Below are 18,029 nucleotides of genomic sequence, written 5' to 3' on the forward strand. Positions count from 1 at the left end.
CGTTAGATTTATTGGGAGTTTCCCTGATTTGTACCCAGTAACGGGGCGGCGGAAATTCTCTTAATCCCTTCTACAGCACAGGTTATGGCCTTTTGTCAACGGGGAAGTCCAGTTATTCAGCCAACCCTAGTTAAATAATCTTTGCAGAAAAGTGCTTTGATCCCGCAGAAAAACCTGAGCGCAATTACGCCCCGGCATTCCCGAAATTGAGCCGCCGGGGTGAGTTCCTGCCCCAGTTAAATAAAGGTTTTTAATGGGGGTTTTATAGTTAGCTATTTCCGGTAAAGGACGCAGGAAAATCATCTGATCTAAGGTCATATCAAGATGATAGTAATTACCTTTATAGGAACCCAAACGACTAGCTAATTCGGCCGGACTTTCCACCCGACGGGCAATGATCGAAGATTTGAGATTGGGAGCATAATCGGCCAGTTTATCAAGAACTCGATCGGCCACGCGATTTTTTAATTCTTCTGTCCATCCCGTGCCGTTTAATCCCGTTCCCTCGGCCCCGGCAATCTGATAGGGGGCAAAAAATTCGATCCAGAGGGTATGCTTGCCCTGGGGAGCCATAGACGGATCGAGAATAGTGGGGACATCTAGGTACATCGAGGGATTTTCGTCGGGAATCTGCCCCAAAATCGTTAAAGCGTGGGCTTGTTCAACGTGACGCACGGAATCGGCGATGAGAATCGTTCCCTGTAAATACTCCTCTTTGTGATCGTAAGCCTCGAACCTTGGCGCTTCGGCGAGAGCGCAGTCAATTTTAAGAATTGTTTCATTGTTATTGACAATTCGCCGTTCTACCCTTTCTCGCAATTCCGGATCGGCGGCATCCACATCGGCGGGAGCGACTAACTGTAAAAAAACTCGTCTAGCGTCAATATTAGAGATAACACCCGCTTTTGCCAGATATTCACCTCCAGAGTCCACCCTAACCCCGATCGCTTGTCCTTCCTCGATTAGAATCTGTTTAACTTTCTGCTCGGTTAAAATCACCCCACCGAGACTAATAACGCATTTCACCAGAGCCTCGGTTAGTGCGCCCGTACCACCACGAGGGCGAGCCACCCCGGGGGAGTGACGCATCGCCATCATCATCATCCCGGAGGTAATGCCTTTTTGGGAGGGAGGAGCGCCAATTTCTGCCGCTAGACGAGCCAGGGGTGCTTTGACAAATTCGCTTTCGAACCACTCATTAAGGACATCTTCGGGGGAAGTAATCATCGTGCGGATGAAGTCGAGCAGTTTCTTTTTCGAGCCGATCGCTTTCCAGACACTAGCTAAGGCACTAGAGTTATAATTGCGGGCGATTCTGAGCAAATCTTGAGGTGGAGCGTTAAACCAAGGCCCGATCGCATTCATCAACTGTCCCCAATAGTCGATAAACTGAAGGTAGCGATCGGCGTCTCGCGGACAAAACTGGGCAATTGCGGCGTGAGTTTTTTCCAGAGAGCGATAGGAAAGAAAATATTGGCCAGAAGGATGGGGACAAAAAACGGTAGGATCGAAGAATAAATACTCTAATCCGTGGCGTTTTAGCTCTAATTCCTCAATTACCGGCCCCAAAAAAATAAATTCGTGATCGATCGCACAGAGATTAAACTTAAAATCGGGGGCCAGATCCGGGATAACCGCTTCTGTGGTAGCCGCTCCTCCCGGTACGCTACGCTGTTCGAGAAGGAGGACGCGATAACCGGCTTTGAGGAGATAGGCGGCACAAACTAAACCATTATGCCCCGCACCGATGAGGATGACATCGTAACTTTCCATACAGTTTCAAAAATTCCTATTTTTAATTTTGCGCTTTTCTTGACCCTAATATGTTAAAAATAGTTAAAGATTGGCTGCTATCAGCAGATTTCAGCGAGCAGTTATCAGTGAGCAGGTAGAAAACATTTAATTTTTCCTTTTTTTTATGAGTTCTTCCATCAAAGTTATTCAACCATCCGGTATTTTAGATGGCAACCAAGCCAGCGAATTTCGCCAAGAAATTGCCGAAGCCGTGCAGGGAGGTTCCGAGGTTATTATCGTTGACTTTAAGGATGTCACCTTTATGGATAGTTCTGGTTTAGGGGCGCTAGTTTTATCCTTAAAAACCGTGCGTTCTGCGGGGGGTAAACTATTGATCTGCTCGATTAATGATCAGATCAAAATGTTATTTGAATTGACTGATATGGATCGAGTTTTTGAAATTTTCAATAACCGAGAAGAATTAGAACAAAAAATTTTAGGAAGTTAATCAGCGAAAATCCACCTGCATAATCGAAAGATCATCCTTAAAATTGCCATCAAATTGTAAAGCTTGAATTTCTCCAATAAAATTATCGAGATTTTTGGCGGAATTACAGTGATAATTTCGTAAAGATTGAATAAAGTTTTCTAGTCCCCACATCCTACCATCAGCACAATCGATCTCGTAAATTCCATCGCTAAAAAGATAAAGACTACTGGGTAAATTCAGGGATTGAACCTGATTAATATATTCTGCTTCTAGAAACATCCCGATGGGAAAACCGGGGGCTTTCAGTCTGGTTTCAATCATCTGGCCAAAAGGTTTTTGAGTCAGGAGAACTGCTGGGGGATGACCGGCGCTGGCATAGGTTAACTGTTGTTGTTTCCGATCATAAATTCCGTACCAAATAGTAAAATATTTATCATTCTTAGGACTGATTTGATAAACTTGATTTAACCCTTGTAAAACCTGATTAGGTTCATAGTAATTCACCTGACTTAAACCACGGGAACGGAGTAAATTAATTACGGAAAGGGAAGGTAAAGCCGCTCGTAAACCATGGCCCGCCACATCTAAAAGATATAACACCAAATGGTCATTATCTAACCAATAATAATCAAAGCCATCGCCCCCCAATTGACGAGAAGGAAGGAAGCGAAAATCGATAGCAAGTTTTGGAGAAATAAAAGGTTCTGGCGACAGCGATCGCACATAGTCCGCCGCCTCGGCTAACTCGATTTCTAGTAATTGTTTTTGTGCTTGCAGATCATGACTTAATTGATGCAAACGCATTCCCGCTCGCACACGCGCTTTTAACTCATTAATTTCGATCGGTTTACACAAAAAATCATCGGCCCCCGCATCCAATCCCTTCACCCGATCCTCCACCGATCCCAAAGAAGTTAAGAGGATAAAAAAAGTCGTTGACAGTTGGGGATTAAGCTTAATTTGCCGGCAAACTTCCAACCCATCGATCCCCGGCATCATCCAATCACAAATAATCATCGCCGGTTTTAGTTGCCCCGCTTGCTTTAATCCTTCTTCCCCATCACTGGCAACAAAAACCTCGTATTCCTTCTGCAAAGCTCGTCTCAGGAACGTTTGAATTACTCCATCATCATCAATTACTAGAATTCGTACCATCTTTTTTGTAACTCGACTATCTCAATCTTACTGCTTACCTCGGACTCCCTGACGGATGACTTTGCTTGTCCCTCAAGAGAAGATTAAATCCAGAATCGAGCTAACACATCATTCATAGTTGGGGAAAAATGGTATAACTTCTAGCGTAAGGCATTGCAGAGGTAAGCTGGGGGTGAAGATTTCTTTTCAGGTAGATAGCGATCTCAGGTCCTTAGATACCGTTTTAAAATATTTTCAGCAACTTGAACCGACGGGCATTCCCCAAAAAGACTGGCTCCAGTGTCAGCTTGCTCTTGCCGAAGGTTTTACCAATGCAGTCCGTCACGCTCACCGACACCTCCCCCCCGAAATCCCGATCGAGATCGAGATTGAGATTACCCCTCACCAGATGGAAATTCGCATCTGGGATCGGGGTTCCGTCTTCGATTTAGAGGACTTTATCGAGAAAAACGCCTATCATGACTATAGTTTCTCTGGTCATGGGCAAGGACTGCCGATCCTCCAAAAAATCGCCGATCAACTCAGTTATACTCGCAGCGAAGATCAGCGCAACTGTCTGTTAATTATTAAACAATTTTCCCGCCATGAATCCGATCGCACCCCTCGTTTCTCCTAGTTGGTTACTAACTAATCTCGATCGCCCCGATCTGATGGTTATTGACTGTCGTTTTCAATTAAACGATCCCGAGCTCGGTTATCAAGAGTATTTAGCCAATCATATTGAAAATTCCTTCTATTTACACCTCGATCGCGATTTATCGGCTCCCATTGCCCGTCATGGCGGCCGTCATCCTTTACCGAATCCGCAGACGATAGCCGCTAAATTAAGCTCTTTAGGGGTGATTTCTGGTCAAACCCATGTTATCGCCTACGATTCCTCCCGTTTTGCCTTTGCCAGTCGTCTCTGGTGGTTATTACGTTATCTGGGCCATGAACGAGTCAGCATTCTCGATGGTGGTTGGCAAAATTGGTTAAATGCCGGTTATCCCGTCTCTAATCAGATACCTGTGCCGAAAACCGGCGCTTTTCTCCCCCAAGTTCAACAGGATTGGGTAGTTACGATCGAAGAGGTAAAAAGGCAAAAAGAGCAAGGGGGAGTGGTGTTAATTGATGCCAGGGAAAGCGATCGCTATCGGGGTGAAAGGGAACCGATCGATCCGATCGCGGGCCACATCGAGGGGGCGCTTAATTATCCCTGGTTAGAAGTCACCGATAGTCAGGGTTTTTCCCAACCCCAGGACCTGCAAACACAACGTTGGCAAGAGCGGCAAGGCGATCGAGAAATTATCCTCTACTGTGGTTCAGGAGTGACAGCCTGTGTTAATATCTTTTCCCTGACCCTAGCCGGATACGAGAATGTTAAGCTATATTCTGGAGGTTGGAGTGATTGGTGTTCCTACCTGATCTAACCAGCCTTGTTGATGCTCATCTATCGAGAAAGATTATCAAAATGACCTAATTACTGTACAATCCCCCTATTATCACTTTTAATTATTCCGAAACTATTATCTAATTTGTCTCCTAAGTGGGTGGGTGGAATTAAATATAAGATGAACGTAGGTTGGGTTGAAGCATGAAACCCAACGCCCGATTATGTTACGCTACCGCTAACCCATCCTACAAATAATTGTGCCTCCCTATAGTTGCTATCTTTTTGCTCTCAAATCACCGCTATTCCTCAAAGAATAGTTATTTTCCCCCGTAAAATTACCTAAAATGTCGGATGAATGCCCCCGCTACATTTTTCGACAAGATACTCACCTTTGCGGGGGATGAAATCCGACCAGAATATTAGCAACGGAGCATCGGTTTAATTCTACCATCTGTGGGTAAACTGTGTTATAATTAACTTAGCCAAAGGTCAAGGATTGTTAGATGCTAGTCGTAGAAGCAAAGTTAAAAAACGGAACACCAGAGCAATATCACCAGCTTGATGAAGCGATCAAAACTTCTCAGTTTGTGCGTAACTCTTGTGTTCGTTATTGGAGGTCAAATCAAGGGACAACCCGCAATGATCTCCAAAAACTTTGCGCGGTACTAGCTAACAATAAAGAGACTCTTTGGGTTAATAAATTAAACTCTCAAGCTCGTCAATCGGCTGCTGATAGAGCCTGGCAATCAATTAATCGGTTTTACCAGAATTGTCATGCTAAGATACCGGGAAAAAAGGGGTTTCCTCGGTTTAAAAAGCATAGCCGTTCGGTTGAGTATAAACTAACAGGCTACAAACTATCTGATGATCGACGTAAAATCAGATTTACTGATGGCTTTAAAGCAGGAGAATTTGATTTATGGTGTAGTCAAAAGACATTAGTTTATTATTCAGAACAACAGATTAAACGGGTAAGAGTTGTTAGACGTGCTGACGGTTATTATTGCCAGTTTTTGATTGACGTAGAGCGGCAAGAATCCCATAAACCAACGGGACAAATAACAGGAATTGACTTAGGGTTAAAGGAATTTTATACCGATGCCCAAGGTAATACTGTAGAGAATCCACGTTATTTAAGCAAGTCAGAAAAACGACTTAAAAAAGCACAAAGGAGATTATCAAAACGATTTCGTCAAGGAAAGAAACAGTCTAAAAACTATCACAAGCAACGGATAAAAGTAGCTAGGCTTCACCTGAAAGTATCAAGACAACGTAAAGACAAAGCAATTAAAGACGCTTTGGCGTTAGTCCAGTCTAATGATCTGGTAGTCTATGAGGCTTTAAAGGTAAGAAACTTAGTCAAAAACCGTAAGCTATCTAAGTCGATTTCTGATGCTTCTTGGTATCAATTCACTGAATGGTTGAATTATTTTGCCAAGATTTATCGGATTGTTTGTATTGCTGTTCCTCCCCATTTTACTAGCCAAGATTGTTCAGTTTGTGGGACGAGAGTTCAAAAAACATTAAGCACTAGAACTCATCAATGTCCTAACTGTAAAACAGTCTTAGATAGGGATCATAATGCAGCCATCAACATTCTTAAAAAAGGGTTGCAATATTTGGGAAATCATCTCAACGGTACTGTTGGGCAAACAGAAACCGACCCAAACGCCTTGGGAGAGTCCGGCCTCTGGATTTTCAGTGGAGACATTGAGAATCTAAGTTGTCTCGTCGAGCAAGGAATTTCCGATAGTGATAGGTCAAGAATCCCCCGTCACAGCGTAGCTTGACGGTGGGAGTATGTCAATAAAAGGTAATTTTATAGTTAAACTCTATAAGAAATTAGGTATGTATTTTGTATGACAGAAGCCGGTCTTTGTCATTGTAATGGTGGCACCCGTCCGAAAGATCGCCTTTCGATTTTTGTGGATGGCAATAATATGTTTTATGCTCAACAAAAAAATGGTTGGTTTTTTGACCCGCGCAAGGTGTTAAATTACTTCACCAACGACCCGAATATTATGTTAATTAATGCCTTTTGGTACACGGGTTTAAAAGATTCCCAAGATCAAAGAGGTTTTCGCGATGCTTTAATTAGTTTGGGTTATACGGTGAGAACAAAAATTTTGAAAGAATATTATGATGATAGTTCCGGTCGTTTTTCCCAGAAAGCTAATTTAGACATCGAAATTGTCGTCGATATGTTTAATACCGTCGATCAATACGATCGAGTGATTTTATTTAGCGGTGATGGCGATTTTGAACGAGCGATCGAACTATTGCGCTCTAAAAATACTCATATTACCGTAGTTTCTACGGAAGGGATGATCGCTAGGGAATTACGCAACGCTACCGATCGCTATATTGACCTGAATGATATTCGCAAAGATATCGAAAAAAGTGATTATTAATCGGCCGTTTTGTCTTTAAACCGACTATTTATCCCCTTTTTCTTTATTGGTAGTCCTCACCCCAAACCTTCTCCCAGAAGGAGATAGGTGAGGCAATTAACCATCTCTTGTTTATTTTTCCTTGAGTCGAAAGAGTAAAAACTGATTGACCTGATTCGGATTAAAATTATCATCACTGACTAAAATCAAAGAGCGACTACCATCAGCTAATCTTGGACCGAGGGTCATTGCTTCCAAATTATCTAAATCAATCCCCAAAGTCCCTAAATCTAGTAATAATTTTTTCCGCAAGGGTTGCACCTGTAAAGCTTCTAATTCCCCCGGTATTCTGGCGATTTTCGAGGTATCAGTGGCACTCCCGTTAACTACCTGAAATAGTTTCGCTCCAAAACCTTCTAAACCAAAAGTTCGCTCTAAACTGAGAAAATAACCCTCTTTTTCTAAAGCTAGTAATTCCGTTAAACCGTAGTATCTCGCACTACTGGGAGGCTCATCTAACACATACAACTGTTCCGATACTAACACAGGCGCACCAATCGGATCAATCACATAATGAAGAAGTCGCACTCTGAGATTTTCTGCTCTTTTTCCCGTGGGACTATCTTGAATTAAAGCGCTTTCTGTGGCAGTAAACAAACGAAAAGGATCGTCTTTGAGGGTGCTGGTAATCCCTAAAGTTAAGGATTCAAACCCTAAATTATCCTGTATTCCTTTTTGATTGCTATCATCCGGTAAAAAGCGATTAGGAATTAATAAAGACTCCTTTAATTGTCCCTGTAAATCAAATTCAGCAATAAAAGGAGCAATTCCCTCTTTAACCGCACCTTCACTGGAAATAAACAAAGTTTGTCGGGGCGAAAAAGCGATACCTTCCGGGTCGATCGATCCCTTTTTAAAAGTTTCTCCCTTGCCATCTTTTAGGAACGTGACTGCCTCTAAATTCACTTTTTCGATTTTTTCATCATTTATCTGCAAACTAGCCCGATAAAAGCGGGCCGGAGCTTTCTGAGAACGATCATCACTGAGGAGATAAAAGCGGTTATTGCTGCGATCATAGCTAATTGCCGATAATCCCCCCACCCTTGTCCCCTGATAATCCGCTTGTGGTAATTGATATTCTCCCAAAAACTCGATCGAGAGGGGTAGAAACATTCGTTGTTCTGCCAAAACTTGTGGGGAGACACCACAGGCAGCCAGACTAAAGGTTACAATCAAACTAGCAATTAAACCCAAAATTGGCAAACGGCAATTTTCGGCAGTCAGTCTCTTATAGAATCGATCGATCACAAAATATCATCCTCTACTACGCTCTTATCAATCTATTATGCTACGTTTTTCTCTCAGTTTATGGCTCTGTTTGATCGGTACTTCCCTTCCTCTCCTAGCACAAACAGAAACCCCTGCACCCAATCCCCTCGAAACTCCCCTAAAAAGTCCTTTATTACCCGCAATCGATCGCCCTTTAACTCCCTTGGAGCATCGTCAACTGTTATTATACATCGATCAACGGGATGCTGAAGCTCAAGCTAAATACGATGCGGGATTAAATGAGGAAGCTTTTCCTATCTGGTATGAAGTGATTAAATTAAATCGTTATTTAGGAGCCAAAGAAGAAGTAAAATCTTTGGGAAAAGTGGGGTTAGCAGCTTGGAATCGAGATCGAACCGAGGATGTTAAATTAATTACTGCTCGTTTAAAAACTGTGCAACAAACCGCAGAAATTAACCAGACAATGGACGGGGAATTATTAGCATTACTAGGTACATCCTATCAACAGGTACGAGCTTTTAATGAGGCGATAATTGTCTATGATAAAATCCTAGCTAATGCCAGAAAATCTGGGGATAATCTGGCAGTAGAAGCAACTTTAAATCAACTTGGTCAAATTCATTTATCCCGTTTTGATTATCAAAAAGCCGCCCCAGTTTACGAGGAATTATTAACTCTTTCTAAGGCGCAGAATAATTCTTTAAATCAAGGAATTTATCTGCAAAGACTAGCAGAAATTTATCGAGAATCTCTGCAACCAGCTAACGCAGTAAAAATTAAAGAAGAAATAGCTGAAACCGAGATCAGAAATCAGCAAATACAGTTAATCCCCGATCTAAAAATTCAAATTGGTTTGGATTATCAAGCTTTAAAAGATGCAAATAAAGCCAGCCAAAACTTTCAAGAAGCCTATTCTCTCGCTTTTGCTTTACAACAGTACGGCACCGCAGGAGAAGCTTTAAATAAGTTAGCGGAACTTTATAAAAGTTATCAACAGGTGGATTATGCTTTACAAATCTATCAAGAATTAATTAAAGTCCATGAATTGGGTTACAATTACTACGGTTTAATGAACACCTACGATCAAATCGGTCAAATTTATCTAGAGAGAAAAAATTATCCCCAAGCTTTAATCGCTTTCCAAAAAGGTGCGGAATTAGCCCAAGCTATCCGTTATCGTGAACAATATTTTCAAACCCAAATCACCCAAGTTAATCAAGCAATAAATAATCCTGATACTAAATCCAGTTATTAAAAACTGATTATTTATTCTCCGTTTTGCATGAGTGCATGAGTAGAAAACGGGTTTCTCGGAGAAACCCGTTTTCTGTGCGTTACTCAACGGATTTAGTATGAATAGTTTTGAAACCATGATCGCATCTCACATTTGCAGAAATACCGACAATCAGTCAGCAATTATTAGTGAATCTTAAAACGCCAATTCAAAAATGAAAAGCATCAACCTCAAGATTTGACAAAGAAAGGCTCCTCAGTTACTGAAAGAAAAATCTTTACTTATGACAAGGCCAAAGAATTTTGTGGACATCAAGAGTTGAGTCAGAAACTAGGAGCAGATTTTTATTTTGCTACTCCTTATCATTCTTGGGAGAGGGGATTAAACGAGCCTACTAATGGACTATTGAGATAATTTTTTCCCAAGGGAACGAATTTGAAAATCGTTGAACCAGAGGAGGTAGAAAGAGCCGTAAACTTAATTAACAATCGTCCTCGAAAATGTCTTGACTATCGTACCCCGAATGAGGTATTCTATAAAGGTAGATTAGACAGGGATGCAATTCAGACTTAAATCGATCAATTTTTTGCCAAATATAATCTTTGTCAAGTTAGGAAATTTGAAAAGATTTGATGCCTTTTCACAACTCATTTAGGTTTGCTATATTATGACAAAAGATGCTAGTCTTTCCGACAATTACCAGTAGTTTTTGCTGAAATCATCACAAATTACTGGCAAGTTTAATTATTAAAAGAGGGTGAGCGCCCATGGTCAAATCCGAAACCTAGCTGCTAAGAACCGAAAAAGTTGAGTTAGTATGAGGGGAGATTACCCTCTGAGGAGTTGCACTAAATTATATGGACATCAAATTAATCCTGTTGGCATTAACGGCTGTATTCACCGTCTCCTGTCTCTTTTTCGGCACCCGCAACGGTTTTTATGATAGCGATAACTACGATGGCAACGGTTCGGCTCACTAACCAGTCATCATAATCAGGGTTGCCATGGTTCAACGCTCTACTGCTGTCTGGGGGTCAAAATCCCTTTTATCCTGTTTACCTTTTGGTGTCGGTCACGCATCGGAAGGGGTTTGTCTCCTACTGAAAATCGGTCCCTATCGCATACTTTTAGATTGCGGTTTGGCCGATATGCAACCCCTGACCGAAAACAAAAAACCACCCGTAGATCTGGTGTTCTGTAGTCATGCCCACAGCGATCACATCCGTGGGTTAATGGCTCTCCATCAGACCTATCCCCAATTGCCAGTTTATGCCAGTGAGGTGACAGTACAACTGCTGCCCCTACAATGGCCCGATTCTGCCGAGGAAATCGGCAGTTTCTGTCAGGGTTGGCCATGGCGATCACCGATCACTCTCTTTGATGATCTCACCGTCGAGATTTTTCCGGCCGGCCACCTATCCGGGGCCGCCGTGGTCTTATTCACCTACAAAACCCCCAAACGTACCTATAAAGTCCTCTATACCGGCGATTTTTCCCTATCTAATTTTCAACTGGTGGAAGGATTATCGATCGATCTGCTGCGGGGAATATCCCCCGATGTGCTGATTATTGAAGGCAGTTACGGCACAGAACGCCATCCCCACCGACGACAGCAGGAAAAACAGTTGATGAATCGCATCTATCATGCGATCGCTGAGGGGCAAAATGTCTTACTACCCGTCCCCGCTTTGGGATTGGGTCAAGAAATTTTAAAATTACTGCGATCGCATCATCAATTCACGGGTCGCGATATTGATATCTGGGTTGGGGGCAAGATCGCTAAAGCTTGCGATGCCTACCTAGAAATTCTACCACAATTTCCCGCATCTGTCCAGAATTTTGCCAAACATCAGCCCTTATTTTGGGATGAGCGCATCTGTCCCCGGTTGCGAAGGTTGCCAGAAAAACCGACACCTCTAGGGGGAACCACTCCGATAATTTTACTAATCGATCGCCTAGAGGAGGTGAGTAAATATCTGCAAGGGGATAAACCTTGGTTAATGTTAGTTCCCCAACACCTGCACGATATCAACCCGGAGAATCCCCGATTAAAAGCGGCACAGCGTTCGCGATTAATTAGCCAAGAAACCTATCTACTGGCTGAACATAGCGATAGTCGCAACACCACCCAACTAATCCATAACCTGCGACCGCAGCATATCATGTTCGTCCATGGCTCCCCCCTATATCTAGCGGATTTGACCAGTTTAGAAGAATTACAAAGCCGTTATCAACTCCATTCTCCGGCCGTGGGAACCCTGGTGGAATTGCCTATTGGCGATCGCTTTATGCAACCGACACCCCCGGCCCCCAGTCACTATGAGGGAGAATTAAATGAATCGGATTCGATCGTCACTATCACCTTACCAGAGTCGATCACCCGGGATCCCCGGTGGAGTAATTTCGCCGATACGGGACTGGTAGAAGCACGCTGGCAAGGGGAAGAATTATTATTGCGGGGAGTCTCCCAACGGGAATTATTAAGCGAGAGTCCCAATCGCATCACCAAAGCTTTAGAGGAGATGGATTGCTGTCGTGTCTGTGTCCACTACAAAAGTCAGCGCTGTTGGAATCCCGCTTCTCCCCTCTACGGTTTTAAAGTGGTTGCCGAAGGCTATTGTCCCGTTTTTGAAGCCAATATATAATTAGGGTCTGCTGAAAAAGTTGGTAGCTGGGGTTAGGAGTCGGTTTTTAGGAGTCACTATTCTGGGACTTCCTCCCTACAGAAATACTAAAAAACTAACAAAACCCTTAGATTTTAACTAAGAGGATGTTTGAAAAGGGTCACAGGTAGCCTAGTTGTCTAGGCAAGCCGCCTCAACATGAGTCGAATCATGCCGAGATAAATAAACGCCTCGAACTGTTCAACGTAGCTCAGGGGAAGAGTTTCGGGTCAATCCTCGTAGTCTTTGCTTAATCGTCGCCAATAGACCCCTTGCATAATTTTTTTATGGTAAAACAGACGGTTTGGCTTTTTTATTGATTTTTAGATAGAAGTTAAAAAAAGAATATAGTCATTTCAGATAAGTCTGATACAATCTAGACCAACAAAATCCTTATGAACTCTGGGATTGATATTCTCAATCTTAATTGAAATGACTATAGAACATATCTTCACATTTCTTAAAAGTTGCCAAACATTAATCCAGTGAAGGAGAATTGTAATTAATCAGGAGAATTTATTCTCAATTATAAAAATTAAGATAGTTTGTGCCGCTCAAATAAAGAGGTTTTGATAACCAAATTAAAGCATATCTAAAGAGTTTTGAGTTAAAAGTAAAACTTCAAGTTTTTATTTAAAACAAACTTAATAACTAACTAATTTTTCCAAAAAAATTAGTTAAACCACCACTATAACATATAATTAATTTACAATAATTCTACTGATAACTGATAACTGATTAAAGCCCACCCTAAAATACTATCTAAGCGATTAAAGATTTAACTTTACTAATGATACCAACTGGGTCAATACCTTGGTGGGGGAATTGTTCCCATAAACCGCCACAACCTTCATGGTGAGTACCGATGTAGGCGTATTTAGGAGTTAAACCGCGTTCGAGTAACCAAGAACCATAACGGCTACCTAAACCCGTACGACGGTTAAATGCTTCTACCACTAAAACAAAGGGAGAATTACCAACTTTAGCGATAATTTCTTCATCCACCCCATTGAGAGTCGGTTTATTAATTAAACCCACGTCGATCCCTTCTTGTTTTAGACGTTCCACTGCATCTAAAGCGCGGTATAAACCATCGCCAAAGCTGATGATATAACCGGCAGTGCCTTCCCGAATTACTTCATCTTTTCCGGGAACAAAGGTGTAACCATCGCCAAAGAAATTATGGCCGTTAGTATCAAGAATATTGGGAGTTTTAGAACGAGTCGAGAAGATAAAACGTAAACCGGGTTGATGGAAAGTTGCCTCGACACAAGCGGTCATTTGTGCCGCATCGGCCGGGAAATAAAGACGGGTTTCGTAACCGTCATCGAGTCCATTATCGGCAAAGAAATTATTCAAACCAAAGTGACAGGTATTATCGGCCATGTCATCGATACCAGAATGGGAAAAATGACACAAAAGATTAGAATAATTCAAGCGGGCCATGGTGATTTCAGAAATACACATTTCTAGAAAAGCGGCAAAGGTGGCGAAAATTCCCTGTTTACCTTTTTCCATACCAAAACCAGCGGCTGCCGAAAGATTGCCCCGTTCCATAATACCAGAAGGAATAAACACTTCGGGATGTTTATCGTGGATAATTTTCAAACCACAGGAACCTTCTAAATCGCTATCTACTACTAATACCTTAGCCTTGCGTTCTTCCTCGCTCATTTTGCCTAAAAGACTGACTACTGCTTCGCCGAAAACATTGCGGTTAGAACCCCATTTATCCCCAGAACCGAGGAATTTATAGTCATTAGAAGGCTTCTTAATACTGTTGAGATATTCCACGGCGGCACTGTGTCCTTTTGCCTCTAAATATTTTAAAGCCAAGGGGACAGAAATCACATCATGACCGTGGTTAGAACCTTCTAAACCTTCAATACCGGGACACATGGGACGTTTATTAATAATCGCAATCGGGCCCGGAGTATTAATTGCTTCACAGATATTGCGATACAAACTATCGATATCTTCCCCATCTCCCACTAACACTTTTAGACCATGGCCGGTGAGAGTTTTAGCCACATCATAACCGGGTAAATATTTGGAAGGATTACCGGCAATCGTCACATCATTATCATCAATAATCAGCTTAACATTAATGTGTTGAGCCACGGCTAAACGGGCAGCTTCCGCGTCATTGCCTTCCTGTTGAGAACCATCGGAACCTAAACAAAAAACGGTTTTTCCGGGGTTAGCTAAAGCGACACCGTTAACGTAGGGCCACATATGTCCTAAACGGCCAGAACTAAATTTGACACCGGGGGTTAATCCTAATTCCGGGTGTCCGGGGAGTTTAGAATTGGCCTCGCGGTAGTGCATTAATTGTTCTGCGGGTAAAGAACCTTCTAACGCAGACATGAGATATTGAGTACCGACGCGGTGTCCTGCTTCATCGAAGAAGATTGGTACAAATTGACTAGGTTGACTGCGGAAAAGAGCATCGAGAATCACCACTTCCGGGACGGTATCGTAGGGACCGCCGGTGTGTCCACCCACACCCCGGGCCGCACCCGTGGCAGTAAAAAAGATGATAGCATCGCGACAAAGTTGGATATTGGCTTTTAGGGCGCTTCTTTGGTCGTCGGTGAGGGTGGGGTTACTGGGGTCGAGACTGATGGGTTTATAGGCACTCAAATCGATGGGAAAGGTTGTCATCGTAGATTTTCCTTAATGTAGAGAAATAACTATAGTCAGGGAAATCATAGCCTAGAATGTCACCCGATCGATTGATTGAATAATTTCTTATCATTGGTGTAGTCCCTAATACAAAAGTTTTACCCCTGCTGGGATAGCGTCCACGGTCCGGGACGGGGGAAATCTTAAAAAAGATAGGAGAAAAAAAGCTGTTCTTGAGGGCAATAGTCCAGAATGGCAGCTAGGACCAAGTAAAAAGGATAACCTTTGACTCGGTTTTCCTTTTCGGGAGGCGGTCGTAGGTCGTCAATATCAAATTAGGTTATACTTCATCTTTATGAGAAGGGCTGTCAGTTGATATTAATGCAATCTCTAGCCCAAAAATCGGCGCATAATTAACAAAAACTAGATTTAAGGTAAAAACTATGTGTTTAGGCATACCGGGACAAATTACGGCAATTATTGATGAAAACCGTCATCTCGCTCTCGTCGATGTGGGGGGTGTAAAAAGAGAAGTAAATATCGCTTGTATTGTTGATGAAGACCATCCCGCTAATACTTGTGTAGGGGATTGGGTATTAGTTCATGTGGGTTTTGCCATGAATCGAATCGATGAAGATGAGGCGCAAGAAACCCTAAATTTATTAACACAATTAGCGGAATTAGAGTTAGAATTTAATCATAATTAATGTTCTTAAAGTAGTCACCCATAAATTAATGCTGTTGTCTATCTATAAGAAATGTAAATTACGGCAATTATTACTGACTACCGACAGCTAAAAATTATAATTAAAGGAGATAAACTATGAAATACGTTGATGAATTTCGTGATCCAGTTAAAGCGTCGGGATTAATTCAACAAATAGAACAATTATCGACAAGAATCTCTGAAAAGCGGCAAAAAGTTACTAAAATTATGGAGGTTTGTGGAGGTCATACCCACTCAATTTTTAGATACGGTATCGAGGCAATACTTCCAGAAACTATCGAATTAATTCATGGTCCTGGATGTCCCGTTTGTGTGATGCCGCGAGGTCGTTTAGATGATGCCATTTTTCTCGCACAAAAACCGAACGTAATTCTGACAACTTTTGGCGATACTATGCGTGTTCCCGGTTCCCATTTGAGTCTGCTACAAGCGCGAGCAAAAGGTGATGATATTCGCATGGTTTATTCTCCTCGCGATGCCTTAAAAATTGCTAGAGAAAATCTCGATAAAGAAGTAATATTTTTAGCATTAGGGTTTGAAACAACCGTTCCTAGCACCGCTTTAACTGTTTTAGAAGCACAAAGAGATGGCATCACTAATTTTAGTTTATTTTCTAATCATGTGGTGATTATTCCCGCTCTGAAAGTTTTGTTAGATAACCCAGATTTACAGTTAGACGGTTTTGTTGGTCCTGGTCATGTTAGCATGGTAATTGGCACAGAACCCTATCAAGTTATTGCCCAAGAATATCATAAACCTGTGGTAGTTTCTGGGTTTGAACCCTTGGATATTCTCCAATCAATTTGGATGGTATTAAAACAATTAGATGAGCAGAGATGTGAGATAGAAAATCAGTACGATCGAGTGGTACAAAATCAAGGAAATAGAGTCGCTTTATCGGCAATCAAGCAAGTTTTTGAACTGCGGGATCAGTTTGAATGGCGAGGTTTAGGAGAAATTGCTCAAGGAGGATTAAAACTGCGAGATGAGTACAGTAATTTTGATGCGGAGAAAAAATTTACCCTACCCAATCAGCGTGTTAAAGATCACAAAGCTTGTCAGTGTGGCGAAATTCTTAAAGGTGTTTTAAAACCCTGGGAATGTAAAGTATTTGGTACTGCTTGTACTCCCGAACACCCCATCGGTACTTGTATGGTTTCTAGTGAAGGTGCTTGTGCCGCTTATTATAAGTATGGCAGACATCGGTAAATTTTTTTACTGATTAGTGTCCTTTCCCGCGAGGAAACGCTAGACTTTTCAGAGAAAAAATTAACAATCTCTCGGTAACAAAAAAGGATGAAAATCAAAAATAATCTGGGTTTATTTAGCTTAACTACCTCTCTACTGCTAGTTATCGCCTCAGAAATCGTTCTTGCTTCCCAAGAACAAACCCTAGAACTGCCACCAAGTCAACCCCCCAGCGCCGATTTTTTCAAACCCGTCACCAATCTAATTAAAGATTTAAACCATCAGGGAGTAACCATCACCGATCCTAATGATCCCATGGCGGTGCGCTACCGAGTCAATTCCCCCTGTCGCGGTTGTGCGGTTTATCTAGGCACGGGAGTTGCCAATCCTCGCACCCAGACTAATAATAATGGCATGGGAATCAATTTTGGTCTTGGTTTCACCATGCCTTTTTCACCCTAAATACCGATGACATATTTACGCCATTCGTGATTGTGATTCCCCCTGGTGTGCTTTAATAGCTCAAAGTGGAGACTGCTGTAGGGACGACGTGGCTGGGCGAGTAGGGACATATTGGCCTCTTTTGGTGTACGATTGCCCTTATGCACATTACAACGCACACAAGCCGCCACTAAATTCTCCCAAGTGTCACCCCCTCCGCGAGAACGGGGAATCACATGATCAATGGTTAATTGTTCACCTCGGTAGAGACAGTATTGACAGGTGTGATGATCTCGTTCGAGAATATTACGACGGGTTAAAGGAATTTCCTTGTAGGGAACACGGACGTATTGCCTAAGACGGATAACGGAAGGTAGGGGTAAGTCACGACAAACCACTTTTCCGTTATGTTCTAGGGATTCAGCTTTTCCTTTCAATAATAAAACGATCGCACGCCGCCAACTGGTAATATTTAGCGGTTCGTAGGAGGCATTCAACACGAGAACCTTGCTCATAGGTGTCTGGAGATCGCTTGAATTTACCCCGAATGGTAACACATATCACTGGGATTGGGACCTATTATACTCAATCCGTTGAGCATAGGCTACATATCAGGACAGCCGAACGGCAAGAGGCACTCATGCAAAAGGGTCTTGAGGTTGATGCGTTTCATTTTTGAATTGGCGAAGCTAGTTCGAGAGTTTGAATGCTCAGGACGCT

General features: G+C 42.3%; 16 protein-coding genes and 1 pseudogene. 12 read left to right on the forward strand and 5 right to left on the reverse strand.

The annotated features are described in order from the left end of the window. Positions 1-126: 126 nt before the first annotated feature. Entirely contained in the window at positions 127-1,773 is a 1,647-nt protein-coding gene (crtO, locus tag EWV60_RS08600; RefSeq protein ID WP_287231874.1) for a beta-carotene ketolase CrtO, read from the reverse strand. A gap of 145 nt (positions 1,774-1,918) precedes the next feature. On the opposite strand from crtO, the gene EWV60_RS08605 reads away from it, so the two are divergent. Further along, the gene (locus tag EWV60_RS08605) at positions 1,919-2,242 is read left to right on the forward strand and encodes an STAS domain-containing protein (protein WP_002751946.1); all 324 of its coding nucleotides are present in this window, start codon (positions 1,919-1,921) and stop codon (positions 2,240-2,242) included. Here EWV60_RS08605 and EWV60_RS08610 read toward each other — a convergent pair whose 3' ends face one another. Then, on the reverse strand, positions 2,243-3,379 hold the full coding sequence (locus EWV60_RS08610; RefSeq protein ID WP_287231876.1) for a SpoIIE family protein phosphatase: 1,137 nt from the start codon (positions 3,377-3,379) through the stop codon (positions 2,243-2,245). Between the two features lie 172 nt (positions 3,380-3,551). On the opposite strand from EWV60_RS08610, the gene EWV60_RS08615 reads away from it, so the two are divergent. From EWV60_RS08615 to EWV60_RS08630, 4 genes are all read left to right on the forward strand, one after another. After that, positions 3,552-3,995: an ATP-binding protein gene (locus EWV60_RS08615; RefSeq protein WP_002777751.1), complete on the forward strand. Its 444-nt coding sequence runs from the start codon at positions 3,552-3,554 to the stop codon at positions 3,993-3,995. Continuing rightward, entirely contained in the window at positions 3,964-4,788 is an 825-nt protein-coding gene (locus EWV60_RS08620) for a sulfurtransferase (protein ID WP_016517085.1), read from the forward strand. The genes EWV60_RS08615 and EWV60_RS08620 overlap by 32 nt, the downstream gene beginning before the upstream one ends. A gap of 466 nt (positions 4,789-5,254) precedes the next feature. After that, positions 5,255-6,541, forward strand: coding sequence for an RNA-guided endonuclease InsQ/TnpB family protein (locus EWV60_RS08625; protein ID WP_016517084.1), 1,287 nt, complete (start codon positions 5,255-5,257; stop codon positions 6,539-6,541). A 69-nt stretch (positions 6,542-6,610) separates the two neighbouring features. Continuing rightward, a complete protein-coding gene (locus EWV60_RS08630; protein ID WP_002751943.1) occupies positions 6,611-7,162 on the forward strand; it encodes a LabA-like NYN domain-containing protein in 552 nt (183 codons plus the stop codon). A gap of 111 nt (positions 7,163-7,273) precedes the next feature. Here EWV60_RS08630 and EWV60_RS08635 read toward each other — a convergent pair whose 3' ends face one another. After that, positions 7,274-8,449, reverse strand: coding sequence for an esterase-like activity of phytase family protein (locus tag EWV60_RS08635; RefSeq protein WP_287231880.1), 1,176 nt, complete (start codon positions 8,447-8,449; stop codon positions 7,274-7,276). Positions 8,450-8,486: 37 nt separating this feature from the next. On the opposite strand from EWV60_RS08635, the gene EWV60_RS08640 reads away from it, so the two are divergent. The 4 genes and pseudogenes from EWV60_RS08640 to EWV60_RS08655 all read left to right on the forward strand — a co-directional run bounded on the left by EWV60_RS08640 (position 8,487) and on the right by EWV60_RS08655 (position 12,310). Further along, the gene (locus EWV60_RS08640; protein WP_287231882.1) at positions 8,487-9,686 is read left to right on the forward strand and encodes a tetratricopeptide repeat protein; all 1,200 of its coding nucleotides are present in this window, start codon (positions 8,487-8,489) and stop codon (positions 9,684-9,686) included. Positions 9,687-9,929: 243 nt separating this feature from the next. Next, positions 9,930-10,238: pseudogene (locus EWV60_RS08645) on the forward strand (IS30 family transposase); the annotation flags it as partial. Between the two features lie 284 nt (positions 10,239-10,522). Then, a complete protein-coding gene (locus tag EWV60_RS08650; RefSeq protein ID WP_002737208.1) occupies positions 10,523-10,645 on the forward strand; it encodes a DUF8629 family protein in 123 nt (40 codons plus the stop codon). A 24-nt stretch (positions 10,646-10,669) separates the two neighbouring features. Continuing rightward, a complete protein-coding gene (locus EWV60_RS08655; RefSeq protein WP_287231883.1) occupies positions 10,670-12,310 on the forward strand; it encodes an MBL fold metallo-hydrolase in 1,641 nt (546 codons plus the stop codon). Positions 12,311-13,090: 780 nt separating this feature from the next. Here the strand turns inward: EWV60_RS08655 and EWV60_RS08660 are convergent. Then, positions 13,091-14,992 (reverse strand): thiamine pyrophosphate-binding protein, encoded by a 1,902-nt coding sequence (locus EWV60_RS08660; RefSeq protein ID WP_002751938.1) that lies wholly within the window; start codon positions 14,990-14,992, stop codon positions 13,091-13,093. 404 nt (positions 14,993-15,396) lie between these two features. On the opposite strand from EWV60_RS08660, the gene EWV60_RS08665 reads away from it, so the two are divergent. From EWV60_RS08665 to EWV60_RS08675, 3 genes are all read left to right on the forward strand, one after another. Then, positions 15,397-15,660: a HypC/HybG/HupF family hydrogenase formation chaperone gene (locus EWV60_RS08665; RefSeq protein ID WP_002748045.1), complete on the forward strand. Its 264-nt coding sequence runs from the start codon at positions 15,397-15,399 to the stop codon at positions 15,658-15,660. Positions 15,661-15,776: 116 nt separating this feature from the next. Continuing rightward, a complete protein-coding gene (hypD, locus tag EWV60_RS08670) occupies positions 15,777-16,889 on the forward strand; it encodes a hydrogenase formation protein HypD (protein ID WP_069475745.1) in 1,113 nt (370 codons plus the stop codon). Positions 16,890-16,976: 87 nt separating this feature from the next. Further along, on the forward strand, positions 16,977-17,330 hold the full coding sequence (locus EWV60_RS08675) for a hypothetical protein (protein WP_002751924.1): 354 nt from the start codon (positions 16,977-16,979) through the stop codon (positions 17,328-17,330). Here EWV60_RS08675 and EWV60_RS08680 read toward each other — a convergent pair. Next, a complete protein-coding gene (locus tag EWV60_RS08680; protein WP_002751922.1) occupies positions 17,327-17,824 on the reverse strand; it encodes an HNH endonuclease in 498 nt (165 codons plus the stop codon). The genes EWV60_RS08675 and EWV60_RS08680 overlap by 4 nt on opposite strands. Positions 17,825-18,029: the final 205 nt, after the last annotated feature.

Origin of the sequence: Microcystis sp. Msp_OC_L_20101000_S702, assembly GCF_007095705.1 — a bacterium.
Lineage (GTDB): Bacteria > Cyanobacteriota > Cyanobacteriia > Cyanobacteriales > Microcystaceae > Microcystis > Microcystis ichthyoblabe_A.

Excerpts from the sequence above, each read along its gene's own strand:
- crtO (WP_287231874.1), bottom strand. The coding sequence starts at position 1,773 with ATGGAAAGTTACGATGTCATCCTCATCGGTGCGGGGCATAATGGTTTA.
- EWV60_RS08605 (WP_002751946.1), top strand. The coding sequence starts at position 1,919 with ATGAGTTCTTCCATCAAAGTTATTCAACCATCCGGTATTTTAGATGGC.
- EWV60_RS08610 (WP_287231876.1), bottom strand. The coding sequence starts at position 3,379 with ATGGTACGAATTCTAGTAATTGATGATGATGGAGTAATTCAAACGTTC.
- EWV60_RS08620 (WP_016517085.1), top strand. The coding sequence starts at position 3,964 with ATGAATCCGATCGCACCCCTCGTTTCTCCTAGTTGGTTACTAACTAAT.
- EWV60_RS08625 (WP_016517084.1), top strand. The coding sequence starts at position 5,255 with ATGCTAGTCGTAGAAGCAAAGTTAAAAAACGGAACACCAGAGCAATAT.
- EWV60_RS08630 (WP_002751943.1), top strand. The coding sequence starts at position 6,611 with ATGACAGAAGCCGGTCTTTGTCATTGTAATGGTGGCACCCGTCCGAAA.
- EWV60_RS08640 (WP_287231882.1), top strand. The coding sequence starts at position 8,487 with ATGCTACGTTTTTCTCTCAGTTTATGGCTCTGTTTGATCGGTACTTCC.
- EWV60_RS08650 (WP_002737208.1), top strand. The coding sequence starts at position 10,523 with ATGGACATCAAATTAATCCTGTTGGCATTAACGGCTGTATTCACCGTC.
- EWV60_RS08655 (WP_287231883.1), top strand. The coding sequence starts at position 10,670 with ATGGTTCAACGCTCTACTGCTGTCTGGGGGTCAAAATCCCTTTTATCC.
- EWV60_RS08660 (WP_002751938.1), bottom strand. The coding sequence starts at position 14,992 with ATGACAACCTTTCCCATCGATTTGAGTGCCTATAAACCCATCAGTCTC.
- EWV60_RS08665 (WP_002748045.1), top strand. The coding sequence starts at position 15,397 with ATGTGTTTAGGCATACCGGGACAAATTACGGCAATTATTGATGAAAAC.
- hypD (WP_069475745.1), top strand. The coding sequence starts at position 15,777 with ATGAAATACGTTGATGAATTTCGTGATCCAGTTAAAGCGTCGGGATTA.
- EWV60_RS08675 (WP_002751924.1), top strand. The coding sequence starts at position 16,977 with ATGAAAATCAAAAATAATCTGGGTTTATTTAGCTTAACTACCTCTCTA.
- EWV60_RS08680 (WP_002751922.1), bottom strand. The coding sequence starts at position 17,824 with ATGAGCAAGGTTCTCGTGTTGAATGCCTCCTACGAACCGCTAAATATT.